The sequence below is a fragment of the Acidovorax sp. Root402 genome (assembly GCF_001425125.1).
Classification (GTDB): Bacteria; Pseudomonadota; Gammaproteobacteria; order Burkholderiales; family Burkholderiaceae_C; genus Acidovorax; species Acidovorax delafieldii.
Genome location: NZ_LMDQ01000003.1, coordinates 1 through 25,819 on the forward strand (window position 1 = coordinate 1; position 25,819 = coordinate 25,819).

A 25,819-nucleotide genomic window follows, 5' to 3' on the forward strand; every position below is an offset into this window, starting at 1 on the left:
TTGGAGGTGGTGGCGGAGGGGGTGGAGACGACGGGGCAGCTGTCGTTCCTGAGGCTGCACGGGTGCGAGGGGTTCCAGGGGTATCTGTTTGGAAGGCCGGGGCCGGCGGAGGCTATCGATGCATTGCTGTATCCCGCTGGTTGACGGTACGTCTGCGGTGTGGCTGGCCTGCGTGGCAAGGGCGTAGGCATGTGGTTTGACAAGCTTGTGGACCGTAACGCCCCCGGCATCCGTGGCCTGCTGGTGGTGGTGGCCCTGGCATTGATCGGCGCAGTGCTGGTGGTGCAGGGTGCACAGCACTGGCGAGCGGGCGAGCGGGCGACCGAGCGTTCACGCGTGTTGCACCAGACGGCAGATGCCCTGCAAGCCCAGACCACTGGCGGCTCCATGCTCGGGGCGGTATCGCTGATGGGCCTGAGCGAGCCTTTGCTCAAGGACATGGCGCTGGGCCGTTTGCCCCCTGACCACCCCGAGGCACTGTCCCGCCTGGCCGTGGCGCGCGGGCGCTTTCTGGTGCAAGGCGTGTACGTAATGTCTGCCGATGGCACCGTGGTAGCGCACGAGACGCCTGGCGAACGATCCACGGGCCTGAACCTTGCATTCCGCCCGTACTTCCAGCAGGCCATCCAGGGCGCCAACAGTGTGTATGCCGCCATTGGCAGCAATACCCAGGAGCGTGGGCTGTACTACGCAGCGCCACTCTATGAAAGCGACACGCCATCGAGCAACATCATCGGCGTGGTGATGTTCAAGGTGGGTTTTGAGCCGGTGGACCTGCTGCTCAAGCGCGCGGGCCTGCCCATGGTGCTGCTATCGCCGCAGGGCGTGGCGTTTGCCGCCACGCGCCCCGAATGGCAGTTCGCGGTAGCGCCGCCGCTCACGCAGGCGCGTATCGATGCCATCCGCGCCACACGCCAGTTCGGCCGGCATTTCGACAATGGCGTGGCTTCGGCGTTGCCCTTTGCGGCCGATACCGGAGATGTCCAGATCAACGGCGTGACTTACGCTGTCGAACGCCGGGCCATTGACTGGCACGACCCGGGGGGCGAGTGGCAGCTGGTGGCGCTGGACGATATCAGCGCCTTGATGTCGTCGACGCAGCGCGCGCGCATTGGGGTGGTGGCCTTTGTGCTGCTGTGCCTGCTGGGCCTGCTGCTTCTGGACTTGCTGCGCAGCCGTGCCCGGGTGGCCAGTGCGCTGGAGCGGTTCAGGGTGCTGGGTACGGCGCTGGAGAGCAGCCCGGTGTCCGTGGTCATCACCGATGGCGACGGCCGCATCGACTGGGTCAACCCCCAGTACGAGCGCAACACGGGATATTCGCTGGACGAGGTGCGCGGCAAAAAGCCATCGCTGGTGGCCAGCGGACAAACGCCCGCACAGACCTACCAGCTGATGTGGTCCGCGCTGCTGTCGGGCAAGTCCTGGCAGGGCCAGTTCGTCAACCGGCGCAAGGACGGGAGCATCTACCACGACGAGGCCACGCTATCGCCCGTGTTTGATGGGCGGGGCAAGCGCATCGGCATCGTGGGCCTTCACGAGGACGTGTCCGAACGCATCCAGGCGCAAAAGGAGCTGGAGCGTCGCGAACGCCTGCTCAACGAGCTGCTGGAGCAGCAAACTGCCATCTTCGACAACGCACCGCCCATCGTGATGGTGTGCGACGGACAGTTCCGCCAGTTCAACCCGGCGTTTGTGGATCTCATGGGTGGTACCGCATCACAGCTGCTGGGTCTGGGGGTGTCGGTGCTGTTTGGCGGGACGGGCCATGCCGACCTGTTCACTGCCCGCGTCACGCCGGCACTGGCCTCGGGCCAGGCCTTGCGCGAGACCGCTACCCTGTGCAGGCTGGATGGCAGCCAGTTCGAGGCACGCCTGGCGGGCCGCAGCGTCAAGATGGACGACTTTGGCACCGCCTCGATCTGGGTCATTGAAGATGTCAGCGAGCAGCGGCGTGCCGAGCGCGTGATCCAGCAGGCCCAGGAACGCCTGGAGCTGGCGCAGGAAGCGGGCAAGATCGGGGTGTTCGACCTGAACCTGGTCACCGGCGAGATCCTCTGGTCGGACAAGCTGGCTCAGATGATGGGCCTGCCCCCTGGAACCCAGCCTGATGGGCGCGACTTCTGGCTCAACTGCCTGCACCCGGAAGACCGCGACCAGGCAAGCGCTTATTTCGACAGCTGCCTTGCAGGCACCGAGGACTACCTGCGCGACTCCTGGCGCATCGTGCGCCCCGATGGCGAGGTGCGCTGGTTTCTGGAGGCCGCGCGCATCTTCCGCAACGCCCAGGGCCAGCCGGTGCGGGTGGTGGGCGTCAATGTGGACATCCACGACCAGAAGCTCCTGGAGGAGCAGGTGGCCGGGCAGCTCGATTTCCAGCAGGCGTTGATCGACGCCATCCCGGTGCCCCTTTTCTACAAGGGCGCGGACGGGCGCTACATCGGCGTGAACCGCGCTTATGAGCACGCCTTTGGCGTTTCGCGCGAGGCGCTCATCGGCAAGACGGTGATGGATCTGGACTATCTGCCGCAGGAGACCCGCACGCGCTTCGAGCAGGACGCGATACAGGCCATGGAGGGCGAGCGCAAGGTGCACCGCGAGGTCGATTTGCCTTATGCCGACGGCGAGCTACACCACACGCTGTTCTGGCTGCATGGCTTTGCGCGCCACGATGGCACATCCGGCGGCACCATTGGTACGTTCGTGGACATCACCGACCGCCAGCGTGCTGAACAGGAGCTGCGCCGTGCCAAGGAGTTGGCCGAGGAGTCCACCGCGCTCAAGTCCAACTTCCTGGCCAACATGAGCCACGAGATCCGCACGCCCATGAACGCGATCATCGGCATGTCGCACCTGGCACTCAAGTCGGGCCTGAGTCCACGCCAGCACGACTACGTGAGCAAGATCCAGCAGGCGGGCCAGCACCTGCTGGGGGTCATCAATGACATCCTGGACTTCTCCAAGATCGAGGCGGGCAAGCTGGTGGTGGAGCGTCAGCCGTTTCTGCTCGACCGCATGCTGGAGAGCGTGTCCGATGTGGTGGGCTACAAGGCCGGTGCCAAGGGCCTGGAGCTGGTCTGCGACGTGGCCAGCGATGTGCCCCCTAACCTCGTGGGCGATGCGCTGCGCCTGGGCCAGATCCTCATCAACTACGCCAACAACGCCATCAAGTTCACCGAATCCGGAGAGATCAGCATTGCCGTGCGCTTGCTGGAGGAGATGGGCAACCAGGCCCGGCTGCGTTTCGAGGTGCGCGACACCGGCATCGGGCTCACGGACGAGCAGATGGGGCGCCTGTTCCAGAGCTTCCAGCAAGCCGACACCTCGACCACGCGCCGTTATGGGGGCACGGGCCTGGGGCTGGCGATCTGCAAGAGCCTGGCGGAGCTGATGGGCGGAGAGGTGGGCGTGGAGAGCCGTTTCGGCAAGGGCTCCACCTTCTGGGTGTCGGTGCCGCTGGAGCGTGGGGCAGCGGCGCGTGTGCTGCTACCTCCGCCCGACCTGCGGGGCACCCGGGTGCTGGTGGTGGACGACAACCATACCGCTGCCACGGTGCTGTCCGACATGCTGCAGGCGATGGGCTTTGTGGTGGAGCAGGCGCATTCGGGCCTGGAGGCGCTGGACCGGCTGCGCGAGTCCATGGCACAGCACCAGCCGTTTGGCCTGTTGCTGCTGGACTGGCACATGCCAGGCATGGACGGCGTGGAGCTGGCGGGCCACATTCGCAGCCTTGGCATGCCCAAGGTGCCGCAGATGCTGATGGTCACGGCCTACGGGCGCGAGGACGTGATGCGGGCCGCGCGTGCGCAGGGCATCGAAACCGTGCTCATCAAGCCCGTGAATGCCTCGCTGCTGTTCGACACCCTGATGCAGCCGCTGGAGGCATCGGGCACGGAGGGGCGCCGTGCGGCCACTCCCGCCCCCGCTGCTGACGAGCTGCCGCAGGACATCCGGGGCGCCAGCGTGCTGCTGGTCGAGGACAACGAACTCAACCAGATGGTGGCCATGGAGCTGCTGCTGGACGCGGGCTTCGCCGTCGACGTGGCCGAGAACGGGCAGATCGCCATCGACCATATCGAGCGCAAGCACTACGACGCCGTGCTGATGGACATGCAGATGCCCATCATGGATGGCGAGACCGCCACACGACTGCTGCGCGGCAACCCGCGCTACGCGCCGTTGCCCATCATCGCCATGACGGCCAACGCCATGGAGGCGGACCGCCAGCGCTGCTTTGCGGCGGGCATGAACGACCATGTTGCCAAGCCCATCGAACCTGCGGCCCTGTGGGCCGCGCTGGCACGTTGGATCCGCCCCCGCCAGGGTCTCGGTGCGGCTGTTGTGCCCGCTCGCAGCAGTGCGGCTCCAGTGGCCGCGCCGGTAGTGGCCACCAGTGCAGCGGCCGCAGGGTGGCTGTCGGTGGATGTCCCTGATCTGCCGGGGCTGGACACCCAACTGGGCCTGCAGCGCGCGCTGGGCAAGACAGGGTTGTACGCCGAGATGCTGCGCCGCTTTGTGCAAGGGCAGGCTCCGGTGTTGCCGGAGCTGCAGCGTGCGCTGGCGGTGCACGATGTCGCACTGGCCGAGCGCCTGGCCCACACGCTGCGGTCGGTGGCAGCCAACATTGGCGCACAGGCCGTGTCAGACCGCGCACAGGCGCTGGAGCACGCGCTGCGCTTTCGCCATGGCAACGAGGCCATCGTGCCGCTGCTGGCCGAGCTGCGGGCTGCGCTGCAGCCCTTGCTGCACGGGCTACAGGACTGGGTGCTGCAGGCCGTGCAGGCGGGCACGACACCTGAGTCAGGTTTGGCGCCCCCTGCGAGGGCGCCAGGAGCCAGCATGACGCCCGCCGAGGCAGGGCAGCACTTGCGCCACCTGCTGGAGCAGGACGATCCTGCAGCCACTGAATTTTTCCAACACAATGGTGTGGTGCTCAAGGCGGCGCTGGGCAGCGCCTTCCAGGTCGTTGAAAAGCACACCCTGAATTTCGATTTCGAGCAGGCGCTGGAAGCCCTGGCTGCGGTGCCAGGCTCCGAATCCCCGGCCCTCGAAACCCCCTGAACGGCATTCACGCAGGACATTTGCATGGACAACGCGCCTTTTGCCTCCAGCCCGGCGACCTTGGTTGACAAGCCGATTGCCACCGTGCTCGTGGTGGACGACACGCCCGAGAACCTCACGCTCATGGGCAGCCTGCTGCGCGAGCACTATGTGGTGAAGGTGGCCAACCATGGGGAGAAGGCCCTCAAAATTGCCCAGTCGGCCACGCCGCCTGATCTGATCCTGCTGGACATCATGATGCCCGAGGTGGATGGCTATGAGGTCTGTCGTCGCCTCAAGGAGGCGCCTGCCACCCGCGACATCCCGGTGATCTTCCTCACGGCGCGTTCCGACACCGACGACGAGCGCATGGGACTGGCCCTGGGTGCTGTGGACTACATCACCAAACCCATCAGTCCGCCGATCCTGCTCGCGCGCGTCAACACGCACCTGGCGCTCAAGGCCACGGCCGATTTTCTGCGCGACAAAAGCGCCTACCTGGAACGGGAGGTCGCCATGCGCACGCTGGAGGTGCAGGCCATCCAGGACGTGACCATCATGGCCATGACCTCCCTGGCCGAAACGCGCGACAACGAGACCGGCAACCACATCCGCCGCACCCAGCTGTACGTGAAGACCCTGGCCGAACGCCTGCGCCACCACCCGCGTTTTGAGCATGTGCTGAACGACCGCATGATCGAGTTGCTGTACAAGTCGGCCCCGTTGCACGACATCGGCAAGATCGGCATCCCCGACAGCATTCTGCTCAAGCCCGGCAAGCTCACGGTGGAGGAGTTCGAGGTGATGAAGACCCACACCACGCTGGGCCGCAATGCCATTGACGAGGCCGAGCGGCGCCTGGGCATGCGCGTGGCCTTTTTGAGCGTGTCCAAGGAGATCGCCTACAGCCACCAGGAGAAGTGGGACGGCTCTGGCTACCCGCAGGGCCTGGCGGGCGACGCCATCCCGGTGTCGGCGCGCCTGATGGCGGTGGCCGACGTGTACGACGCGCTCATCAGCAAACGCGTGTACAAGCCTGCGTTTTCGCACGACCAGGCCTGTAACACCATCGTGCGGGGCAAGGGCACGCACTTTGACCCCGACATGGTGGACGCGTTTGTGGACATTGCAGAAGACTTCCGCAGCATCGCGCAGAAGTATCCTGACCCGGCGTAGGGAGGCATCCCCCTGAGTCGCTTCGCGCCTTCCCCCTTCTCTCGAATTGCTGCGCAATTCGGGAAGGGGGACGCAGCCAGTGCGGCGGGGCGGCCCTTGCACGGCTGCGCTGGTAACGAGCGCGCCTACTGCGCGGTCCTGCTACCAGATATTTTCAGCGGTCATCGTGTGCTGGCTTGACGGTGAGGCGCGGTAGTTGAGATGTTCAGAACGGCGCGTCTTCACCCTTGGCTGAGTCGGCCTGGGGCGCCGCCGATTCGGCTGCGTCCGCAGCGCCTTCTGTCTCTGGAATGTTGTTGGCTTCGGGCGTGTCGGGAGTCGCCGCCTGGCGCACGGCCGCCTTGTCGCCAGCACTCGCAAACTTGCTGTACTTGCCCAGGATGGGCACCAGCTGGCCGTAGATGCGGGGGTTGCCTGCCAGGCACTCCCGCTGCTCCAGAAATTCAGCCTCACCCGTGAAGTTGCCCACCAGGCCGCCGGCCTCGGTCACCAGCAGCGAGCCCGCTGCCACGTCCCAGATCGACAGGCCCGTTTCAAAGAAGCCGTCGGTGAAGCCCGCAGCCACGTAGGCCAGGTCCAGTGCAGCGGCGCCGGGGCGGCGCAGGCCGGCGGTGCGCTGCATCACGTCGGCCATCATGTTCAGGTAGCTCTTGAAGTTGTCGCCGGGGCGGAAGGGGAAGCCGGTGGAGATCAGGCAGTCCTTGAGCTGGGTGCGCTTGGAGACGCGGATGCGGCGCTCGTTGAGGTAGGCGCCGCGGCCCTTGGTGGCGGTGAACAGGTCGTTGCGGGTGGGGTCGTACACGACAGCCTGCTCGACCTTGCCCTTGACGGCCAGCGCGATGCTCACGCAATACACGGGGAAGCCGTGGATGAAGTTGGTGGTGCCGTCCAGCGGGTCGATGATCCAGACAAATTCTGAATCCTTGGCGCCGTATTCCTTGCCCGACTCTTCAGCCAGGATGCCGTGGCCGGGGTAGGCCGTCAGCAGCGTCTCGATGATGATCTTTTCGGAGGCGTGATCCACCTCAGTCACAAAGTCGTTGATCTGCTTTTGCGAGATCCGCACCGATTCCACGTCCAGGGCCGCGCGGTTGATGATGGCGCCGGCGGCGCGTGCGGCCTTGATGGCCACGTTGAGCATGGGGTGCAGATTGGACGACATAAATTGTGGTGGTTGGCAGCGCGCGGCCAATGTGGCGCGGGCGTCTGCGTACAGGATGAGCGGGGAGGTCTGACCCGTCCCGGCGATGCGGGCGGCGACAATAGAGGGCGGGATTTTACCCGCAGTGCCCTTTTTTGCCTAACCGGCCGCTTTCCCCCTCTCGCTCCGCCTGTCCATGAAGACCCGTTTTGTCCTGATCAACACCAGCCACGCCGGCAATGTGGGCGCCGCCGCCCGTGCCATGAAAACCATGGGGTTTGACGACCTGGTGCTGGTCGCTCCCCGCTGGGCTAACGTGCTGCGGCGTGAGGAAACCATCCAGCGCGCCAGCGGCGCCCTCGATGTGCTGAACAACGCACGCATCGTCGCCACGCTGGACGAGGCGCTCGACGGTATCAGCCACCTGTGCGCCACGGCCATGACGCCACGCGATTTTGGCCCCCCTACAGCAGCGCCGCGTGCGCACTTTGAAGCGCTATTAAAAAGTGAGCTACTCAGGCATGAAACACTAGCGCAAGAGGCCAAAAGCCCTCAAAACGCAGCCGGCGACACCGCTGCAGACCCGAGTGCTGCCTCGCAGGCCGGTGTGGCCTTTCTCTTTGGCTCCGAGCGGTTTGGCATGACCAACGAGGATGTGTACCGCTGCCACGTGGCGCTGTCGATTCCCACCAACCCCGGCTTCGGCTCACTCAACCTGGGTGCGGCCATCCAGGTGATCGCCTACGAGTGGCGCCAAGCGTTGGGCGGCTTCGCGGTGCAGGACGCCACCCCACCGCGTGCGCTGGCCGACGCTGCCCAGGTGGCGGGCATGCTGGGCCATTGGGAGCAGGCGCTCACATCCATCGGTTTCCTGGACCCGGCCGCGCCCAAGAAGCTCATGCCCCGCCTTAACCAGCTTTTCAACCGCGCGCAGCTCAGTCCCGAGGAAATCCACATCTTGAGAGGTGTCGCCAAAGCCATGATCGAGACGGCGCAGGCGAAACGATAGACTGTGCAGCCCATTTACAAATAACCATAACAACCAATGCTCGCCCGCTTGCGCTCCGATATCCAGTGCATCCTCGACCGCGATCCTGCCGCGCGCAGCACGTGGGAGGTGATCACCTGTTATCCGGGCCTGCACGCGATCTGGCTGCACCGCCCCGCGCACTGGTGCTGGCACCACGGCCTGAAGTGGCTGGGGCGCTTCATCTCGCACTTTGCGCGCTGGTTCACCGGCATCGAGATCCATCCCGGCGCCAAGATCGGGGAGCGTGTGTTCTTCGACCACGCCATGGGCGTGGTGGTGGGCGAAACCGCCGAGATCGGCGATGGCTGCACCATCTACCAGGGCGTGACCCTGGGCGGCACCTCGCTCTACAAGGGCACCAAGCGCCACCCCACGCTGGGCAAAGATGTGGTGGTGAGTGCAGGCGCCAAGGTGCTGGGCGGCTTTGAAGTGGGCGACGGCGCCAAGATCGGCTCCAATGCCGTGGTCATCAAACCCGTGCCCGCTGGCGCCACGGCCGTGGGCATCCCGGCACGCATCATCCCGTCCAAGGAAGGCCAGAGCGCCGACGTGACCGAGCCCCAGCCATCGCGCAAATTCACCGCCTACGGCATCACGCAGGAGGATGATCCGCTCTCGCAGGCCATGCGTGGGTTGATCGACAACGCCTCGTCGCAAGAGCACCAGATCGCGCTCTTGTGGCAGGCGATCGAAAAGCTCTCGGCCGCCAACCTGCAGGCCAAGGACTGTGTGCCCTGTGACGCGGCGATCAAGGAGCAGTTCGAGGCGGGCAAGCTCAACGAGCTGGTGGGCAAGTAGGCTTCCTGCCGTTGCGTGGGGGCACTGCGGGCTCAGTGCTTGCCAGGCTTGCTGCTCTTCTTTTCGTAGAAAGCCACGATGGGCGGATCAAACTTTGCGTGGTCCAGTTGCCACAGCCCCAGCGGTCCGTGCATCAGCGGAATGCGGTGTTCGCTGCCATCGGGCCATTGCTCCCAATAGTCCCGCATGCGCGGAAACTTCAGTGGCGGCAGGCCCTGCGCGGTGTCGATGGGCTCCAGCCGATAGGTGCCCGACAGGCGGTATGCGTGGTCTTCTGACACCGAGCCTGCCAGCATTTGGTCTACCCGCTTGAGCGCGGGCAGGGCAGCCCCGGCCGATACGGCGCCCAGCATCAGGGCCAGCGCCATCGATTCGCGCGAGGGGATGCGCCCTGCAGCGAAGAAGCGGTAGCACAGTGCCACCAACGCTGCGATGCCCACCGACGCCACCAGCCAGGTCAGGGGCGAGCGCAGGATGCTGAAGAGTTGCGCATCCGTCAGCTCGTAGCCGGAGAACACAAAGCTGTCGAGCAGCGCAAACAGCATCAGGCCCAGGAACAGCACCGTCGCGCCCAGGCTGCGAGGGTTCTTCTCCAGTGCGAAATCGTGTGTGTTCTCTTCGTCCAGCGGATAGTCGGGGAACGCCGAGCGGAAGATGTCGCACAAGGCCTCGCGCGACGGCCCGGCGCTCCAGCCGGTATCGGCGGTGAACAGCACCTGGCCTTTGGGGGTGTCCAACCGAGCCCAGTGGATGTTGCCCGTCTTGATGGATTGGTTGCCCAGCCACTCGACCTTCATCCCCGATTTGGGCACCAACGACTCGAACGCCTTGCCCGTCTTGGCCCAATGCCCCCGGATGCGGAATGCTTCTCCATCGTCGATCAGCACGCCCTTGGCTTCGAAAGCCATAAGCCGCATCCAGCGTCCAAAAAATGCGGGGCGGGCCAGGTTGATGCGCCAGTAGTGCCGGCCCTTGAGGTCTTTCACCAGCGCATCCTGGCGCTGTTTCATGGCGCGTATGCGCACATACATCCACAAGGCCAGGGCGACTACCAGCAGATGGGGGAGGGCGAAGGCAAGGTACTTCATCGTCTGTGTGATGGGCGATGGGGGGAGCTTTCGCCCGTGGGCCAGCGCTGGCCTGCAGGCGGTTCAGGCGGTCTTGGCCCGGACAGCGTTCTTGGGCCGGAACGCCTTGCAGACCTCATCCCGCGTTTCCAGGTACGGCCCGCCGATCAGGTCCACACAGTAAGGCACGGCGGCGAAGATGCCCGGCACGATCTGCTGGCCGTTGGCGTCCTTCAGCCCCTCCAGCGTCTCGGCAATCGCCTTCGGCTGACCAGGCAGATTAATGATCAGGCTCTGGTCTCGGATCACAGCGACCTGGCGCGAGAGGATGGCGGTGGGCACGAACTTCAAGCTGATCTGGCGCATCTGCTCGCCAAAGCCTGGCATCTCCTTGTGCGCCACGGCCAGCGTGGCCTCGGGCGTTACGTCACGCAGCGCAGGGCCGGTGCCGCCGGTGGTCAGCACCAACGCGCAACCGGCGTTCACCAGCTCGATCAGCGTGGCGCTGATGCCGGCCTGCTCGTCGGGGATCAGGCGCGACTCGAAGGTGATGGGGTTGTACAGCGCGCGCGTCAGCCAGTCCTGCAAGGCAGGCAGGCCCTTGTCTTCATAGACGCCGCTGCTGGCGCGGTCGCTGATCGATACGATGCCGATCTTGACGGCGTCGTGGACGGCTTCACTCATCGTCGTTGTCCTCGTCGGTGTCGCTGGCATCTGCCGTGCCGGTGCCTCCCAGGTGCTCGCGCACCAGTTGGAACAGCTCGCGGTATGCACGGCCCTTGCGGGGCGCCAGGCCTTGCGAGACCTGGACGTTGGCCTCCTTGCCCGCAGGCTGCGCATCTTTGCGGGCCTGGCGGATCAGCGCGCGCAGCTGCTGGGTGTCGGTGTCGGGGTGCTCGGCCATCCACGCGGCCAGCGTGTCGTCGTCGGCAATCAGGCGGTCGCGCCATTGCTCGGCCAGATGCAGTTGCAGCTTTTCGGTGGCAGAGCCTTTGTGCTGTTCTTCCAGCGCCTGGCGGGCGGCCTGTACCAGCTCTGGTTCGAGCTTGCGCATGAGCTTGCCCACATACTGCATCTGGCGGCGCTTGCCTTCAAAGTTGGTGATGCGCTTGGCCTCGGCCAGCGCCTCCACCAGTTTGTCGGGCAGGCCCACGGCGTCGAACAGGTCGGCGCGCAGGTTCAAAAGCTCCTTGCCCAGGTCCTGCAGTTCGTCGCTCTCGCGCTTGAGATCGGTGCGGCTGGCATCGGGCGTGCCTTTGAGTTCGGCCTTGAGCTGAATGTCCAGTTCGCTGCCTTCGGCAACAAACTGGCCTCGCACAAAGTAGCCTTTTTTGGGTTTGCGTGACATGGGGTGGGGGCAAAGAGAGGCGGGCGCAGGGTGCGCCGCAGTGGCAAGTATCATAGCTGCCGCTATGAACAAACCCTCCAACCGCGCCCCGCGCACCCCCGGCGCGCTGGCTGCTGTGCCCGCAGCTGCCACCTCCCGCACCCCTGACAGCGGCTTCAGCTACAGCCGCCCGTTTTTTGAAGACCTGGTGGACCGCGCCCTGGCCCATGCCAAAAAGCTCGGTGCGACCGACGCGGGCGCCGAGGCGTCCGAGGGCTGTGGCCTGTCGGTCAGCGTGCGCAAGGGTGAGCTGGAGAACGTGGAGCGTAACCGTGACAAGTCGCTGGGCGTGACGGTCTACATCGGCCACCGCCGAGGCAACGCCAGCACGTCGGACTTTTCTACCCAGGCCATCGAGCAGACCGTGCAAGCGGCCTATGACATCGCCCGCTTCACGGCCGAAGACCCTGTGGCTGGCCTGCCCGATGCCGACGATATCGCGCCCCAGGAGACGCACCGCGACCTGCAACTCTTCCACCCCTGGGCCATCACCAGCGAAGAAGCCGCAGAGATGGCCAAGGCCTGTGAGGCCGCGGCTTTCAAGACGCATCGCCGCATCACCAACAGCGAAGGTGCTGGCGTGTCGGCCCAGCAAAGCCATTTCTTCAGCGCTCACACACGCGGCTTTCGCGGTGGCTATGCCAGCTCGCGCCACAGTTTCTCGGTGGCCCCCATCGCCTCGTTGCCCGGCAAGAACGCCGAAATGCAGCGCGACGCCTGGTACAGCTCGATGCGCAACGCAGCCGACCTGGCCTCGCCCGAGGCCGTGGGCCGCTACGCCGCGCAGCGTGCGCTGAGCCGCCTGGGCAGCCGCAAGATCCCTACCACGCAATGCCCCGTGCTGTTTGAATCGACCCTGGCCGCTGGCCTGCTGGGCGGTTTTGTGCAGGCCATCAGTGGCGGCTCGCTGTACCGCAAGAGCAGCTTCTTGCTCGACTCGCTGGGCAAGATGGTTTTTCCCAAGCACATCGACATCCTGGAAGACCCCTTCATCCTGGGTGGCAAAGGCAGCTCGCCGTTTGACGAAGAAGGCGTGCGCGTGGCGCCGCGCAAGGTGGTGCAGGGTGGTCGCGTGCAGGGCTACTTCCTGTCGAGCTACTCGGCCCGCAAGCTGGGCATGAAGACCACGGGCAACGCCGGAGGCTCGCACAACCTGGTGATGACATCGCGCCTCACGCAAGCCAGCGACAGCCTGGACGCCATGCTGCAAAAGCTGGGCACGGGCCTGTTTGTGGTGGAGCTGATGGGCCAGGGCGTGAACTACGTCACGGGCGACTATTCGCGCGGCGCGAGCGGCTTCTGGGTCGAGAACGGCCAGATCGCCTACCCAGTGCACGAGATCACCATTGCAGGCAACCTCAAGGACATGCTCAAGGGCATCGAGGCCGTGGGTGCCGATGCCTACAACTATGGTGCCAAGACGGTGGGTTCGATCCTGGTCAACCGCATGAAGGTGGCGGGCAGCTGATCTTCGTGCCCGCAGCAGGCGGATACCGCCAGTTGCTGTTGTGATGAGGGTTTTCTGCAACTCTCCCGCCCCAGGCCCTCGTGACTGCGAGGGCCTTTTTTCATGGAGGGTTTCGTCAGGTGGCACTGCGGGGCTTGGCCGCCCAGGTGTCTTTCTTCCCGCGCATGCCCACGGGCAGCGCGAGCCCGACGCGGTGCCGGGACATCGCATCCCGGGGCTCGAGATGGGCCAGCATCAGAGAGGCTGCGTCGGCATAGGGAACGATCATCTGCGGCACCTTCGATGCGAACAGCAGCAGCATCAATGGGCTGGGTAGCCTGCCCGCAAAGGCTGGCACGGAGACCGGCAGCTGGTCCGCGGCGATGCGCAGCCGGGCGATCCCCAGCGCGGGTTGGTCGACCATCGGTCCCGGGCACAGCAGGCGCCAATCGAGGGATGAGGTGTTCAGGCGCTCAAAGTTCTTCTTGTGCGGCCAATAGGTGTCGCGCACCTTGGGTAGTTCAACACCCCGGCGGCCTGTCTGGCCGATGTCGAGCACCGCAGCGCCCCCTAGAAACCAGCAGGTTGGCCGCTCTGCGGGGGCCAGGGACTCCACGCTGGAAACAATGCGGTCCACGAGGTCGACAAACGCGCGACCTTCGGTGACCAGCCCCGCACAGTTGATCAACGCCTCGTGGCCCCGGATGATGTCTGCCAAGGCGCTGATTGCCACGGACCCCAGGTCCACCTGGTGCACCGTGATGCGTGATCGAAGGTCCTGGGGCAGCCGGGCAGGGTTGCGCACTAGCACTGACACCTGGTGGCCCGCCGCAACAGCTTGCTGCAGTACGTGGCGGCCGAGGGAGCCCGTGGCTCCCAGGATGAGAAGACGCTTCATGATGATTCGCGAGAGGATTGAGGAAAGGTCTGCCGATGGCCGGGTAGTCATCGACGGGCGATGCCGCGATGATTCCATGCCATCGTCTCTGCAGCACTAACGGCGGGTGAGGCCCATCGCGAAGACGGTGACTTTGTTCACAGTGCTTGTCTTTGCCTGCGGGTTCTCGCGGGTCTTGCCTGCCGCCGTACAGGTGGTGCAGGAATGCCGACGGACAGGCGATATGCTGTGCCCACCATGCCTGTCGTCCCCCCGAAGCCCCCAGCCAACGGCCATACCGCTGACCACAATGCGCCGCAAGACCCGGCCCTGTTGCGCCGTCTGCTGCGCGCCAAGGACCGCATGGACGCCGCGTCGCATGAGGCCTGGCCAGTGCAGCGGCTGGCCGAGGTCAGCGGCGTCTCCGACGCGCATTTCGCACGATCCTTCCGGCAGGCGTTTGGCATCCCGCCACACCGCTACCTGCTGACCCGCCGCATCGAACAGGCCACCACGCTGCTGCGCGACACGGACTTGCCCATCACCGAGATTGCGTTTGCCACCGGCTGGGAGAGCCTGGGCACCTTCGGCCGCACCTTTCGCGACATCACGGGGCAGAGCCCCAGTGCGGTGCGCCTTCAGGCCCAGGCCCGCTTGGAGCCACTGGACAAGGTGCCGGCCTGCGTATTGAAAGCCGCACAACGCCCTGACCTCACCACCGCAGTTTCGGAGAAGCGCCGCCGCCTGGCGGAAGGTACAAACCCGTCATCAACAACCGAGGAGATCTGATGACGAAGAACCAAGGCATTGGCGTGGTGGGCGTGTATGTGGACGACCAGGACGAGGCCCTGACGTTTTACGTGGGCAAGCTCGGGTTTCAGGTGCATACGGACGTGCGCAATGGCCCCCACCGCTGGCTGACGGTGCAGCACCCCGACCAGCCGGGCTTTCAGTTGGGGTTGTTCAGGCCCGGCCCGCCCATCCACGACGAGGCCACGGCGCAAGCCCTGCGCGCCATGGTGGCCAAGGGCGCCATGCCGCCGCTGGTGTTGCATGTGTCGGACTGCCGCGGCGCGTATACCCGGCTGCGCGATCTGGGCGTGGAGTTCACACAGGAGCCCGTGGACCGGTACGGCAACGTGGACGCCGGTTTTCGGGACCCAGCGGGCAACGGCTGGAAGATGATCCAGCTCGCCGCTGGAGATGTGCAATGAGCGCCGGTGCGGGAATTCGGCGGTTCCATCGCTGGGTGTCGATGGCGTTCACGCCAGGGCGTGCCACCCTTCAATTCCCCCACGCGCTGGCCGCGCAATGCGGATGGATGCGCGAAGGGGGGCGCAGCCAATAGCTGGCTATTGGCAAGCCACCTGACAAAGCAGACGCCGCAATGCGCAGCCAGCCCGAAGGGAAAGCCATCCAGGCTGCGCATTGCGTCGTTGTCCTTCGCTTGTGTAGCGAGGCTACACGGCACTCAGGGCGCCTAGCACTGCACGGCCTGGATGGCTTTCGCGTGGGGGAATTGGAGGGTGACACGCCCTAGCCGTCATCGCCAATTGTGTCGCTCGCGCCCAGGGTGCAGGCAACCCGCCGGACTGGGTCACGTACGCGCCCCTGCCGCCTCTGGCACTGCTGCTGTTGACGGGGTTGTACCTGTTCGTGCAACCCTACCTGCAGCGGCTTGCTGTCCGGTCTTCTGTTAGGCCTGCCCCGGGCGGCCAGGGCTTGCCGCACGCGTGACGGCGCGCGGTGTGTCCCGCCATCACTCTGCGAAATCTGCAAAGTCCGCCAGCAACTCCAGCACGCCCTCCACTGCGGGCGAGGGCGGTGGCTGGTGGCGGTGCGCCACGGCCATGGGGCGCATGAGCGGCGGTTGCAGCGGGCGGATTTGGACATCGGGCGTGCCCTGCAGGTCCTCCACCTCCTCCATCGGTAGCAGTGCGGCGCATTGGCTGGCCACGGCCAGGCTTTTGAGGGCGCCAGGGTAGCTCAGCGCCAGAAACGGGCGCGGATGGTGCCCCGCCTGACCAAACCAGTTGGCAATCAGCCCATGCATCTGCGTGGCGGGCGCAAACGATGCCCAGCGTCGGCTGGCCAGCCAGTCGGGGCCGACGCGGTCTGGCGCGTCCCACGCGGCGGGCAGCAGGGCCACCATGGGGTCGTTGCGCCAGGGGGTCTGGCGCACCTCTGCCAGCGGCGGCTGGGGGCTGGCGACGATGGCAATGTCCAGCGTACCGGCCTTGAGCCGCTGCATCGACTCGGCCGAGCCCACGGCCTCCAGGCGGATTTCAACCCCGGGGCTGCGTGCCGCCAGCGCCTCCAGCATGCGTGGCAGCAGCCGGGTGCTGACACCCGCCGACACGCCCACCCGCACCATGCCTTCGCGGCCCGATGCGTGGCGCCGCACGCGTTCCACCAGGTCATCGCTGGCCAGCAACAGCTGGCGGCCTTCGCGCACCAGCACCTCGCCAGCGGGGGTGAGGTCGGCCTGCCGCCGCCCGCGCACCACCAGCTCGGCGCCCAGGCGCGATTCCAGTTCCTTGATGTGCATGCTCACCGTGGGCGGCGCGAGGTGCAACGCCTGCGCGGCGGCCGCAAAGGTGCCCAGGTCGGCGATGGTGATCAGGGTTTGCAACTGGTCGAGATTGAGGTTACGCATCAGCTTTTATGAAGTGAATCGTCATTGAATTCAACTTTACAGATGGTAAGCCCGGCGAGAGCATTGCGGGGCCATGAAACACCCGCATCCCCACACCACTGCCCCCAGAGCCGTCTCTGCTTCAAACCTTGTGGGCCGCCAGCGACCTGTGCGAACCGTTGCCATGGTCGTGTTTCTGCATGCGCTGCGTTGGGCCGTGGCGGGCGCGCGCAACGCCAGGGATCGGTGGGCTGCCGCTGCGGCGCGCGCCGAGCGGCGCGTCACCGAGCAGTTCAGGGTGCCCCCAGGCGGAGGGTGAGATCCATATTTGAGTGAAATTGGCGTGTAGCGCAGGTAATTCATGCGCTGGTAGCTATCATTTCAGGAGTGAAGGCTCGTTGCTGGTCAGCCGGCAGTCGCCTTCGCCTCAGTCCGCCCCCGCAGTGTCATGGGCAAAACGGGGCATCCGATGTGTGTGCGGCCTGAGGGCGCTTACTTGCGCTGGTTGAAATGGCTCTCGACTTCGGCGGTATGGCCGGCATAGCTCTTGGAGATGGGCCAGGTGCTGCACAGGCTGGTGCGCAGCCGTTGGCCTGATTGGAAGGCGAACACCATGTGCTCGGACCCCTTGGCGAACCGCACGCCGCAACTTCCCTGGTCGCCCCGAGTGTGCACCGTGATGGCCGCGGCCTGATTGCCTTTGTAGATGGTCGTGGGCCTGAAAAGGGCTCGGTACTCGTTTTTGTTCGCAGGGTCGACGATCTCTTCTGTCACAACCCCTTTGAACACGACCGTGGCCTGTGGAGCATTTGCTTGCGCAGAGGCGAGCTTGCAGCTGCATGCATAGGTGTTGCTGGAGGCCAGCCAGGCCATGGCGGTAGCGCAAAAGATGGTGGTGAAGGGCTTCATATAGGGCCTTGCTCAGAGGATGGAGTGGGGCAGTTATCGAGTCGGCAGTACCGGTGCTGCAGCCGTGCTGGGGCAGTTCAATGCTGGTGACGGGCGCTCGTTGCCAACAGTGATGCGTTCGTGACGCCGGGCACCGATCAGGCTGCAGCAACGTGCTCCGCGATGGCTTGTCCCACTTGCGTTGTACTGGCGCTTCCTCCCAGGTCCGGCGTGCGCGGCCCGCTCTTGATCACCTCTTCGATGGCCGCCACGATGGCATCGTGTGCCAACCTGCCCGCGCCCTGGCCGTGGGTGAGGAAGTCCAGCATCAGCGCGCCCGACCAGATCATCGCAATCGGGTTGGCGATGTTTTGGCCGTAGATGTCGGGCGCGGAGCCGTGCACGGGCTCGAACAGGCTGGGGAACGTGCGCTCGGGGTTCAGGTTGGCCGAGGGCGCCAGGCCGATGGTGCCGGTGGTGGCAGGGCCCAGGTCGCTGAGGATGTCGCCAAACAGGTTGGTGGCGGCCACCACGTCAAAGCGCCCAGGCTGCAGCACAAAGCGGGCGGTGAGGATGTCGATGTGCTGCTTGTCCAGCGTGACCTCGGGGTAGGCCTGGGCCACGTCGTCGGCACGCTGGTCCCACCAGGGCATGCTGATGGCGATGCCGTTGCTTTTGGTAGCCAGGGTGACGTGCTTTTTGGGGCGGCTTTGCGCCAGGTCGAACGCGAACTTCAGCAGGCGGTGGGCGCCGTGGCGGGAGTAGACGGATTCCTGGATCACGATCTCGCGGTCGGTGCCCTCGTACATGATGCCGCCGAGCGACGTGTACTCCCCCTCGGTGTTCTCGCGCACCACGCAGTAGTCGATGTCGCCGGGCTTGCGGCCCGCCAAGGGGCAGGGCACGCCTTCGAACAAGCGCACGGGGCGCAGGTTGATGTACTGGTCGAACTCGCGGCGGAACTTGAGCAGCGAACCCCACAGCGACACGTGGTCCGGCACGGTGGCAGGCCAGCCGACGGCGCCGAAGAAGATCGCGTCCATGCCCGACAGCTGCGCCTTCCAGTCGTCGGGCATCATTTTTCCGTGGGCGGCGTAGTAGTCGCAGCTGGCCCAGTCGATGGCAGTGGTTTCAAGCGCAATGCCAAAACGCGCTGCGGCGGCTTGCACCACGCGCAGGCCTTCTGGCAGCACCTCCTTGCCAATGCCGTCTCCGGCGATGAGGGCGATGCGGTAGGTTTTGGGGGCAGTGGAGGAGGTCATCAAGCGGTCCTTGCAATGGCTTCGAGGGTGCGGCTGAAGGGCGCAGCCAGCGGCATTGCCTGCATTGTTCCCAACGCTTCCGATAACTACAATCCGCTAACTGTGGCCTTATCCTTCACACATCGTGCATAAAAATCCTGCAGCGGAAGACCTGCGCGTGTTCACGGCCGTGGTGCGCAAGGCCAGCTTTGGCGGCGCCGCCACCGAGCTGGGCACTTCGCCCGCCTACGTCAGCAAACGCATCCGCCTGCTGGAGCAGGACCTGCAGGTCAAGCTGCTGCACCGCACCACCCGCCGCGTGGCGGTGACGGAGGAGGGCGAGCGCGTCTTCCACTGGGCGCAGCGCATCCTGGACGACATGGAGCAGCTGATGCAGGAGGTAGCGGTGACGCGCAGCGAGCCGCGCGGGCTGTTGCGGGTGAGCAGCAGCTTTGGTTTTGGCCGGCAGATCGTGGCGCCCGCGCTGTCGCGGTTGGTGGAGCAGCACCCGGGGCTGCAGGTGCGCCTGGAAGTGTTCGACCGGCTGGTGGATGTGGCGGGCGAAGGGTTTGACCTGGACGTGCGCGTGGGCGACGAAATTGCGCCGCACCTGATCGCCCGCCGCCTGGCCGACAACCACCGCGTGTTGTGTGCAGCGCCTGCCTACCTGCAGAGCAAGGGCTCGCCGCGCACGGTGGCGGATCTGGCCGCGCACGACTGCCTGGTGATCAAGGAGCGTGACCATCCATTTGGCGTGTGGCGCCTGCGCAGCGGTGCGCAGGAAGAGTCGGTGAAGGTGCGTGGCCCGCTGTCGGCCAACAACGGCGAGATGGCCGTGCAGTGGGCGGTGGACGGGCGTGGCGTGGTGCTGCGCTCGTTGTGGGATGTGGGCGCGCACCTGCAGACCGGGCGCCTGGTGCAGGTGCTGCCGCAGTGGCAGCAAGAAGCCAATGTGTGGGCCGTCTACCCCACGCGGCTGGAGCGGTCAGCCAAGGTGCGGGTGTGCGTGGAGTTTTTGCAGGCGCACTTTCGCGACGGGTGGGCGTCGGGCAGTGCAAAGACCGGTGTGGGCGCAAACGCCTCGGTTTGAAGCAAAAACAGCTGCCAGCGCACGTCTCACATGCGCTGACAGCTATCAAAAAGATACCGGTCGTACCGTGGGCACGACCGCAGGGGCGATCAGCCTGCCAGTGCCGCTTTCACGGCGGCCGACACCTGGCCCATATCGGCCTTGCCCGCCAGGCGGGTCTTGACCACGCCCATGACCTTGCCCATGTCGCCGGGGCCCGATGCGCCGATTTCGGCCACGATGGCCTTCACGGCAGCCAGCGTTTCTTCGGCCGACATGCGCTCGGGCAGATAGGCCTGCAGCACGGCCATCTCGGCCTTTTCCTTGTCGGCCAGGTCCTGGCGGCCCGCGCCTTCAAAGGCGGTGATCGAGTCCTTGCGCTGCTTGATGAGCTTGTCCACGATGGCGACCACGGCTGCGTCGTCCAGCACGACGCGCTCGTCCACTTCCTTTTGCTTCATCGCGGCCTGCAGCAGGCGGATGGTGCCCAGGCGCTCGCTGTCCTTGGCGCGCATGGCGGTTTTCATGTCTTCGGTGATCTGGTCCTTGAGGCTCATGGCGGCTTCCTTGGTTGGTTTTAGACAAGAACAGGGGTTTGCCAAAAGGCTTTCTGGCTAGGCGTCAACGCCGCAGACAGTAGTGCTGCTACGGCAAGGCGTTGCAACGACGCCAGAAAGCCTTTTGGCAAACCCCAAAAACAAAAACCCGCGCTTGGCGTCCCTAGCGCGGGTTTGTCGGCACTCCGTATCAGGACGGGGCCAAAGCGGTGCTTAGTACAGCTTCTTGGGCAGTTGCATGCTGCGAACGCGCTTGTAGTGACGCTTCACGGCAGCAGCCTTCTTGCGCTTGCGCTCGGCGGTGGGCTTTTCGTAGAACTCACGGGCGCGCAGGTCGGTCAGCAGGCCGAGCTTTTCAATGGTGCGCTTGAAGCGGCGCAGTGCAACGTCAAAGGGTTCGTTTTCTTTTACGCGGATCGTAGTCATTAGCTAATGTTTTCCAAATGGTGCCTGCAGAGGGGCTTGGGGAGATCGGGCCTCAAGTCCGTACAAAGCGGTTTCCCCGTCTGTAACTAGTATTTGGCCGACGGGGCATTGCCAGCAAAGCCGGAGATTATAGCCTTTATCCACGCCCAGAGCGCAAGGATTGCCGGTCTGTCCCCGAACAGGGCGTCCGGTGGGCTTCTGACAGCCGGGCCGCACCGCAATGGCGCGGAAGTTGCTTCACGTTGTAACACTCCTATTCACCGGTGGAGAGCCCTGGCCATCCGCCCGGGCGGCCCCGCCGCAGACACCATGGCATTCATGCACCGCGTATCGGGTTGGCTGGGCCGGCTCAGTGTGGGCCGCAAGCTCATGCTCATCTATCTGCTGGACCTGACGGCGGTGATCTACGTCTCCAGCATCCTGATCCACGAAAAGTACCTGGCGATTGATTTCACGCGCAAGGAAGTGGTGGGCACAACCTATGCGGCCGTGGTGCGCGATGGGCTGATGGGGCAGTTCCTGGATGCTTCGCAGCAGCCTCCGCTGGTGGCCGATGTGCTGACCCGCCTGGACGCCGTGCGGGCCGCCCACGACGAACAACTGCACACGGCCGAGGTGGGGCAGCGGTTTGGCGTGGCGCTGCAGCAGCTGACGGGCCAGCCCCAAGGGGGCGCTCCAGCTGCTGATCCGCAGACGCTCACCCGGCTGCGCAGCCAGCTGCTGCGCGAGGGGCGTGAGCTGCTCACTACGGTGGGCAACCAGTCCAACCTGATCCTGGACCCGGACCTGGACAGCTACTACGTGATGTCGCTGGTGGTGCTGCGGTTTCCCGAGCTGCTGCAGGCGGTGCATGACACCGTCAGCTTTTTGAACGCGGCGCCATCGCGGCGCGGGCCGCAGTGGTCGTCCGAGCTGCTGACGCTGGTGGGGCGGCTGGATGCGGTGATGCTGGGCATCGAGTCGGACTACAACCAGGCCTTCATTGCAGGCTCGCCCGAGATGCGGGCCGCGCTGGTGCGCCAGCGCGAGGCGCTCAAGGCGGCGCAGGAGGGCTTTCAGGCCTTGCTGCAGGGCATTGCGTCGGGCGAGTCACGTCTGACGGTGGCGCAAGTGGGTGTGCAGGAGGCGCAGGTGCTGGGCGCGCTGCGCGATGCATGGTCGGTGGGCATTGTGGACCTGGAGCGTTTGCTGAACCAGCGCGCCGACAGCCTGTTTGCCCGCATGTGGTTGCACCTGGGCACGGCGCTGGTGCTGCTGGGCTGCATCCTTTCGCTTGTCACCCTGGTCGCGCGCCAGATCGCCAAGCCGCTGCAGCAACTGGCCCGCGTGGCCGACGAGGTGCGCAAGAGCGGCGACCACACGCTGCGCGCGCACTGGGCCAGCCGCGACGAGATCGGCCGCCTGGTTACCGCGTTCAATGAGATGCTGTCCCAGCTCGACCGCGACCGCGTGCTGCAGCAAGAGTTGGCCGCCAGCGCCCGTGCGGCCGAGGCCCAGCGCGAGCTGGTGGAGGCCTTCCCCATCCCCATGGTGGTCACGTCGATTCCCGAGCACGAGGTGCTGCACTCCAACGCACCCGCGGCCCACTGGCTGGGTGGCCGCAAGACCGACCCATGGGCCGTGGGGCTGGATCCCGGCGTGCGCGCGCGCTTCTTCCAGCGCCTGGCGGATCAGGGCTCGGTCGATGAGTTCGAGGTGCGCTGGAAGGGCAGCCCCGAGCCTTCGTGGGCCGTGCTGTCGGCGCGGCGCCTGCAGTTCCAGGGGCGCGACTCGGTGCTCACGGCCTTCACGCCCATCAACGTGCTCAAGGTGATGGAGCAGCGCCTGGAGCTCTGGGCCAAGGTGTTCGAGGCCTCGTCCGAGGGCATCATCATCATGAACGCCGAGCAGCAGATCATCAGCGTGAACAAGGCGTTCTGCCGCAGCACGCACTACGACTTCTACGAGGTCATTGGCGAAGACCTGGGCTTTCTGCTGGAAGAGGCGGGCGCCGAGCCGCTGTCGGTGCAGATCCAGCGCACCATGCTCGACAAGGAGTCGTGGCAGGGCGAGGTGCGGTTTCGCCGCCGCTCGGGCGAGACCTACCCAGCCTGGCTCATGGTGTCGGCCGTGCGTGAGGGCAAGGGCGGTGCGGTGGCCAACCACATCGGCATTGCCATCGACATCACCGACCGCAAGCTCAACGAGGAGCGCATCCAGTTCCTGGCGCACCACGATGTGCTCACTGAGCTGCCCAACCGATCGCTGTGTGTGCAGCGCCTGCAGATGGCGCTGGCACAGGCGCCGATCACGGGTGAGAAGGTGGCGGTGCTGTTCATCGACCTGGACCGCTTCAAGGCCATCAACGACACGCTGGGCCACCACATTGGCGATGGCCTGCTGCGCTCGGTGGCCGCACGCCTTACGCAGGCCGTGCGCAGCCGCGACACCGTGAGCCGCCTGGGCGGCGACGAGTTTGTGGTGGTGATGCGCGACGTGGCCGGGCGCGAGGATGTGCAGCAGCTGGTGGAGCGGCGGCTGATCCCGCTCATCCGCCAGAGCCACCCGGTGGAGGGGCATGAACTCAATGTGTCCTGCAGCGTGGGCATCGCCGTGTACCCCGAGGATGGCAGCGACATTGACGAACTCATGCGCCGCGCCGACGCCGCCATGTACGAGGCCAAAACCACCGGCCGTGACATGGCGCTGTTCTATTCCATGGAGACCGACCAGCGTGCGGTGGCCCGCCAGACCATGGAGCAGCAGCTGCGCCGCGCGCTGGAGCGCCACGAGCTGAGCCTGCACTACCAGCCCCGCTTGAGCGCCCAGGGCACCCAGCTGCTGGGCGTGGAGGCGCTGCTGCGCTGGACCAGCCCGGTGCTGGGCTCCATCCCTCCCAGCGAGTTCATCCCCATCGCCGAAGAGACCGGCATGATCCGCGCCATTGGCAGCTGGGTGTTGCAGCAAGCCTGCGAGCAGTGGGTGCGCTGGCAACAGCTGGCGCTGGAGGCGGGCCCTGGCGATGCCTTGATGCCACACCCGCTGGCCCGGGTGTCGATCTCGGTCAACCTCTCGGCCGCGCAGATGTCCGACCCCGCGCTGGTCACCGACATCGAGGCCCTGCTGCTGCGCACCGGCATGCCGGCGCACCGGCTGGAGCTGGAGATCACCGAGTCCCAGCTCATGGACAACGCCCATGCGGCCGAGCAGCAACTGGCGGCGCTCAAGGCGCTGGGTGTGCAACTGTCCATCGACGACTTTGGCACCGGGTATTCCAGCCTGGCCTACCTCAAGCGCTTTGACATCGACCGCCTCAAGGTGGACAAGTCCTTTGTGCGCGACATGCTGGCCAACCCGGCCGACATGGCCATCACCCGCGCCATCATCGCGCTGGGCCACACGCTGGGGCTGCGCATCGTGGCCGAGGGCGTGGAAGACCTGGCCACAGCCCAGGTGCTGAGTGCACTGGATTGCGAGGAGCTGCAGGGCTACCACTTCAGCCGCCCGCTGCCGGTGCCGGAGCTGGAGGCCTGGGCCCGACAGCATTGCGGATTGTTGACGCGAGAGGCGGCGGCAGCGTAGCGGTCAAACGGGCGCCGCGCACGCGCGGGACGCCGGGCAAGGGCCGCCCTGCAGCGAGGGCGTCGTCCCCCTGCCCGCGCAGCGTAGCGTAGCGAGAGCGGGGAGAAGGCCCGTAGGGCCTCAGGGGGGTGTTGCTGCCAGCGCCTGCGCACAGGCATGCGCGCTGGCCCAAGCCCACTGAAAGTTGTAGCCGCCCAGCCAGCCTGTCACGTCCACCACCTCGCCAATGAAGTACAGGCCGGGCTGCGTCTTGCACTCCATGGTCTGCTGCGACAGCACGCGCGTGTCCACGCCGCCCAGCGTTACCTCGGCTTTTTTGTAGCCCTCGGTGCCCGTGGGCGTCAGCTCCCAGCGCGCCAGCTGCTCGGCCAGGCGCGCCAGGGCCTTGTCGCTGGCCTCGTTGATGGGGCGCTGCCAGTCGGCCTCGCGGCTGGCCCAGGCGTCGGCCAGGCGGCTGGGCACCAAGGTGGCCAGCTCGTTGGCAACCAGCTTGCGCGAGCGGGCCTTGCCCTGCGACAACGCGGCGGGCAGGTCCACCGTGGGCGCCAGGTTGATGGCCAGGGGCGTGCCCTCCTGCCAGTAGCTGGAGATCTGCAGCACCGCCGGGCCCGACAGGCCCCGGTGGGTGAACAGCAGGTCTTCGTCAAACGCCATGCGAGTTTTCTTGGCCCCTGTGCTGATCTGCACCGGCAGCGCCAGCCCCGCCAGCTGCGCATACGGCGCCCAGCCCGCGCCGTCAAAGGTCAGCGGCACCAGGCCCGGCTTGCGCTCGATGAGCGGGATGCTGAACTGCTGCGCGAGCCGGTAGCCAAAGTCGGTGGCGCCGATCTTGGGGATGGACAAGCCGCCGGTGGCAATGACCAGCGCACCCGCCGACACCGGCCCACGATCGGTATCAATTTGATAGCTGCCCGGGCATGATTCACTAGCGCTTGATGCCAAAAAGTCTATTTTTTTGACGCTACAGGGCTGCCAGCGGGTCACGCCACCCGCCTCGCACTCGGCCAGCAGCATGGCAATGATGTCCTCGGCCGAGCGGTCGGCAAACAGCTGGCCCTTGTGCTTTTCATGAAACGGGATGCCGTGCTTTTGCACCAGCGCGATGAAGTCGGCGGGCGTGTAGCGCGACAGCGCCGAGCGGCAGAACTGCGGGTTCTGCCCCACAAAGTGTTTGTGCGGTGCGGCCGGGTCCAGGTCGCGGTTGGTGAAGTTGCAGCGCCCGCCGCCCGAGATGCGGATCTTCTCGGCCACCTTGTCGGCATGGTCGATGAGCAAGACCTTCAGGCCCCGCTGGCCCGCCTGGCCCGCGCAGAACAGGCCGGCAGCGCCGGCGCCGATGATGATGGCGTCAAAAAATGGGAGGGACACGGGAAGGCATCAAAAGGGACAAAGGTGTGATTGTCCCCCGGCTGGTCCGGGGCCTGCTCCGCACGGCGGATGCCGCTGCGGTGCAAGCCCCGGTCGCCCCCTCGCTCCCTCTTG

The 25,819-nt window shown here is 65.8% G+C and carries 21 protein-coding genes; 10 read left to right on the forward strand and 11 right to left on the reverse strand.

Features of this window, described 5'->3' with window-relative positions:
• The 3 genes from ASC83_RS23360 to ASC83_RS03510 form a co-directional block, all read left to right on the forward strand.
• A partial coding sequence (locus ASC83_RS23360; RefSeq protein ID WP_156379416.1) for an EAL domain-containing protein occupies positions 1 to 144 on the forward strand: 144 nt, incomplete at its 5' end.
• A gap of 45 nt (positions 145 to 189) precedes the next feature.
• A complete protein-coding gene (locus tag ASC83_RS03505; RefSeq protein WP_056058176.1) occupies positions 190 to 5,058 on the forward strand; it encodes a PAS domain S-box protein in 4,869 nt (1,622 codons plus the stop codon).
• Between the two features lie 24 nt (positions 5,059 to 5,082).
• Complete coding sequence (locus ASC83_RS03510) at positions 5,083 to 6,213, forward strand: two-component system response regulator (protein ID WP_056058179.1); 1,131 nt, start codon at positions 5,083 to 5,085, stop codon at positions 6,211 to 6,213.
• A gap of 205 nt (positions 6,214 to 6,418) precedes the next feature.
• Here ASC83_RS03510 and ASC83_RS03515 read toward each other — a convergent pair whose 3' ends face one another.
• Entirely contained in the window at positions 6,419 to 7,375 is a 957-nt protein-coding gene (locus ASC83_RS03515) for an inositol monophosphatase family protein (RefSeq protein ID WP_056058182.1), read from the reverse strand.
• A gap of 175 nt (positions 7,376 to 7,550) precedes the next feature.
• Here ASC83_RS03515 and ASC83_RS03520 point away from each other — a divergent pair, with 175 nt between their 5' ends.
• Both ASC83_RS03520 and cysE read left to right on the forward strand, forming a co-directional pair.
• Entirely contained in the window at positions 7,551 to 8,363 is an 813-nt protein-coding gene (locus ASC83_RS03520; protein WP_056058185.1) for an RNA methyltransferase, read from the forward strand.
• A gap of 36 nt (positions 8,364 to 8,399) precedes the next feature.
• A complete protein-coding gene (gene cysE / locus ASC83_RS03525) occupies positions 8,400 to 9,182 on the forward strand; it encodes a serine O-acetyltransferase (protein WP_056058188.1) in 783 nt (260 codons plus the stop codon).
• 32 nt (positions 9,183 to 9,214) lie between these two features.
• Here cysE and ASC83_RS03530 read toward each other — a convergent pair whose 3' ends face one another.
• From ASC83_RS03530 to yjgA, 3 genes are all read right to left on the reverse strand, one after another.
• Complete coding sequence (locus tag ASC83_RS03530) at positions 9,215 to 10,270, reverse strand: hypothetical protein (RefSeq protein ID WP_056058191.1); 1,056 nt, start codon at positions 10,268 to 10,270, stop codon at positions 9,215 to 9,217.
• 63 nt (positions 10,271 to 10,333) lie between these two features.
• The gene (gene mog / locus ASC83_RS03535; RefSeq protein ID WP_056058194.1) at positions 10,334 to 10,933 is read right to left on the reverse strand and encodes a molybdopterin adenylyltransferase; all 600 of its coding nucleotides are present in this window, start codon (positions 10,931 to 10,933) and stop codon (positions 10,334 to 10,336) included.
• On the reverse strand, positions 10,926 to 11,597 hold the full coding sequence (gene yjgA, locus ASC83_RS03540) for a ribosome biogenesis factor YjgA (RefSeq protein ID WP_056058197.1): 672 nt from the start codon (positions 11,595 to 11,597) through the stop codon (positions 10,926 to 10,928). The genes mog and yjgA overlap by 8 nt, the downstream gene beginning before the upstream one ends.
• Positions 11,598 to 11,661: 64 nt before the next feature.
• On the opposite strand from yjgA, the gene pmbA reads away from it, so the two are divergent.
• Positions 11,662 to 13,104 carry a metalloprotease PmbA gene (pmbA, locus tag ASC83_RS03545; protein WP_056058201.1) on the forward strand — a complete coding sequence of 481 codons (1,443 nt, stop codon included), beginning with the start codon at positions 11,662 to 11,664 and terminating at the stop codon, positions 13,102 to 13,104.
• Between the two features lie 115 nt (positions 13,105 to 13,219).
• On the opposite strand, the gene ASC83_RS03550 is transcribed toward pmbA, so the two are convergent.
• Positions 13,220 to 13,981 carry an NAD(P)-dependent oxidoreductase gene (locus tag ASC83_RS03550; RefSeq protein WP_056058204.1) on the reverse strand — a complete coding sequence of 254 codons (762 nt, stop codon included), beginning with the start codon at positions 13,979 to 13,981 and terminating at the stop codon, positions 13,220 to 13,222.
• 237 nt (positions 13,982 to 14,218) lie between these two features.
• On the opposite strand from ASC83_RS03550, the gene ASC83_RS03555 reads away from it, so the two are divergent.
• Both ASC83_RS03555 and ASC83_RS03560 read left to right on the forward strand, forming a co-directional pair.
• Positions 14,219 to 14,749 carry a helix-turn-helix domain-containing protein gene (locus ASC83_RS03555; RefSeq protein WP_056058395.1) on the forward strand — a complete coding sequence of 177 codons (531 nt, stop codon included), beginning with the start codon at positions 14,219 to 14,221 and terminating at the stop codon, positions 14,747 to 14,749.
• Entirely contained in the window at positions 14,749 to 15,174 is a 426-nt protein-coding gene (locus ASC83_RS03560) for a VOC family protein (protein WP_056058207.1), read from the forward strand. The genes ASC83_RS03555 and ASC83_RS03560 overlap by 1 nt, the downstream gene beginning before the upstream one ends.
• Positions 15,175 to 15,719: 545 nt before the next feature.
• Here the strand turns inward: ASC83_RS03560 and ASC83_RS03565 are convergent.
• From ASC83_RS03565 to ASC83_RS03575, 3 genes are all read right to left on the reverse strand, one after another.
• Complete coding sequence (locus ASC83_RS03565) at positions 15,720 to 16,616, reverse strand: LysR family transcriptional regulator (RefSeq protein WP_056058210.1); 897 nt, start codon at positions 16,614 to 16,616, stop codon at positions 15,720 to 15,722.
• 471 nt (positions 16,617 to 17,087) lie between these two features.
• Entirely contained in the window at positions 17,088 to 17,504 is a 417-nt protein-coding gene (locus ASC83_RS03570; protein WP_056058212.1) for a hypothetical protein, read from the reverse strand.
• Between the two features lie 137 nt (positions 17,505 to 17,641).
• Positions 17,642 to 18,745: a tartrate dehydrogenase gene (locus ASC83_RS03575; protein ID WP_056058215.1), complete on the reverse strand. Its 1,104-nt coding sequence runs from the start codon at positions 18,743 to 18,745 to the stop codon at positions 17,642 to 17,644.
• A gap of 124 nt (positions 18,746 to 18,869) precedes the next feature.
• On the opposite strand from ASC83_RS03575, the gene ASC83_RS03580 reads away from it, so the two are divergent.
• On the forward strand, positions 18,870 to 19,814 hold the full coding sequence (locus ASC83_RS03580) for a LysR substrate-binding domain-containing protein (RefSeq protein ID WP_056058218.1): 945 nt from the start codon (positions 18,870 to 18,872) through the stop codon (positions 19,812 to 19,814).
• Between the two features lie 89 nt (positions 19,815 to 19,903).
• Here the strand turns inward: ASC83_RS03580 and ASC83_RS03585 are convergent, their stop codons facing one another.
• Together ASC83_RS03585 and rpsU are read right to left on the reverse strand one after the other, a co-directional pair.
• Positions 19,904 to 20,350, reverse strand: a complete 447-nt coding sequence (locus ASC83_RS03585; RefSeq protein ID WP_056058219.1) for a GatB/YqeY domain-containing protein — start codon at positions 20,348 to 20,350, stop codon at positions 19,904 to 19,906.
• Positions 20,351 to 20,563: 213 nt separating this feature from the next.
• Positions 20,564 to 20,776, reverse strand: a complete 213-nt coding sequence (gene rpsU, locus ASC83_RS03590; RefSeq protein WP_007833691.1) for a 30S ribosomal protein S21 — start codon at positions 20,774 to 20,776, stop codon at positions 20,564 to 20,566.
• Between the two features lie 309 nt (positions 20,777 to 21,085).
• On the opposite strand from rpsU, the gene ASC83_RS03595 reads away from it, so the two are divergent.
• The gene (locus ASC83_RS03595) at positions 21,086 to 24,337 is read left to right on the forward strand and encodes an EAL domain-containing protein (RefSeq protein WP_056058222.1); all 3,252 of its coding nucleotides are present in this window, start codon (positions 21,086 to 21,088) and stop codon (positions 24,335 to 24,337) included.
• A gap of 120 nt (positions 24,338 to 24,457) precedes the next feature.
• On the opposite strand, the gene ASC83_RS03600 is transcribed toward ASC83_RS03595, so the two are convergent.
• The gene (locus ASC83_RS03600) at positions 24,458 to 25,705 is read right to left on the reverse strand and encodes an NAD(P)/FAD-dependent oxidoreductase (RefSeq protein WP_056058225.1); all 1,248 of its coding nucleotides are present in this window, start codon (positions 25,703 to 25,705) and stop codon (positions 24,458 to 24,460) included.
• Positions 25,706 to 25,819: the final 114 nt, after the last annotated feature.

Coding starts and splice junctions, on each gene's coding strand:
- ASC83_RS03585 (WP_056058219.1), bottom strand. CDS start 20,350: ATGAGCCTCAAGGACCAGATCACCGAAGACATGAAAACCGCCATGCGC.
- ASC83_RS03530 (WP_056058191.1), bottom strand. CDS start 10,270: ATGAAGTACCTTGCCTTCGCCCTCCCCCATCTGCTGGTAGTCGCCCTG.
- ASC83_RS03510 (WP_056058179.1), top strand. CDS start 5,083: ATGGACAACGCGCCTTTTGCCTCCAGCCCGGCGACCTTGGTTGACAAG.
- rpsU (WP_007833691.1), bottom strand. CDS start 20,776: ATGACTACGATCCGCGTAAAAGAAAACGAACCCTTTGACGTTGCACTG.
- ASC83_RS03565 (WP_056058210.1), bottom strand. CDS start 16,616: ATGCGTAACCTCAATCTCGACCAGTTGCAAACCCTGATCACCATCGCC.
- mog (WP_056058194.1), bottom strand. CDS start 10,933: ATGAGTGAAGCCGTCCACGACGCCGTCAAGATCGGCATCGTATCGATC.
- cysE (WP_056058188.1), top strand. CDS start 8,400: ATGCTCGCCCGCTTGCGCTCCGATATCCAGTGCATCCTCGACCGCGAT.
- ASC83_RS03570 (WP_056058212.1), bottom strand. CDS start 17,504: ATGAAGCCCTTCACCACCATCTTTTGCGCTACCGCCATGGCCTGGCTG.
- ASC83_RS03550 (WP_056058204.1), bottom strand. CDS start 13,981: ATGAAGCGTCTTCTCATCCTGGGAGCCACGGGCTCCCTCGGCCGCCAC.
- ASC83_RS03575 (WP_056058215.1), bottom strand. CDS start 18,745: ATGACCTCCTCCACTGCCCCCAAAACCTACCGCATCGCCCTCATCGCC.
- pmbA (WP_056058201.1), top strand. CDS start 11,662: ATGAACAAACCCTCCAACCGCGCCCCGCGCACCCCCGGCGCGCTGGCT.
- ASC83_RS03595 (WP_056058222.1), top strand. CDS start 21,086: ATGGCATTCATGCACCGCGTATCGGGTTGGCTGGGCCGGCTCAGTGTG.
- ASC83_RS03515 (WP_056058182.1), bottom strand. CDS start 7,375: ATGTCGTCCAATCTGCACCCCATGCTCAACGTGGCCATCAAGGCCGCA.
- ASC83_RS03520 (WP_056058185.1), top strand. CDS start 7,551: ATGAAGACCCGTTTTGTCCTGATCAACACCAGCCACGCCGGCAATGTG.
- ASC83_RS03560 (WP_056058207.1), top strand. CDS start 14,749: ATGACGAAGAACCAAGGCATTGGCGTGGTGGGCGTGTATGTGGACGAC.
- ASC83_RS03555 (WP_056058395.1), top strand. CDS start 14,219: ATGCCTGTCGTCCCCCCGAAGCCCCCAGCCAACGGCCATACCGCTGAC.
- yjgA (WP_056058197.1), bottom strand. CDS start 11,597: ATGTCACGCAAACCCAAAAAAGGCTACTTTGTGCGAGGCCAGTTTGTT.
- ASC83_RS03505 (WP_056058176.1), top strand. CDS start 190: ATGTGGTTTGACAAGCTTGTGGACCGTAACGCCCCCGGCATCCGTGGC.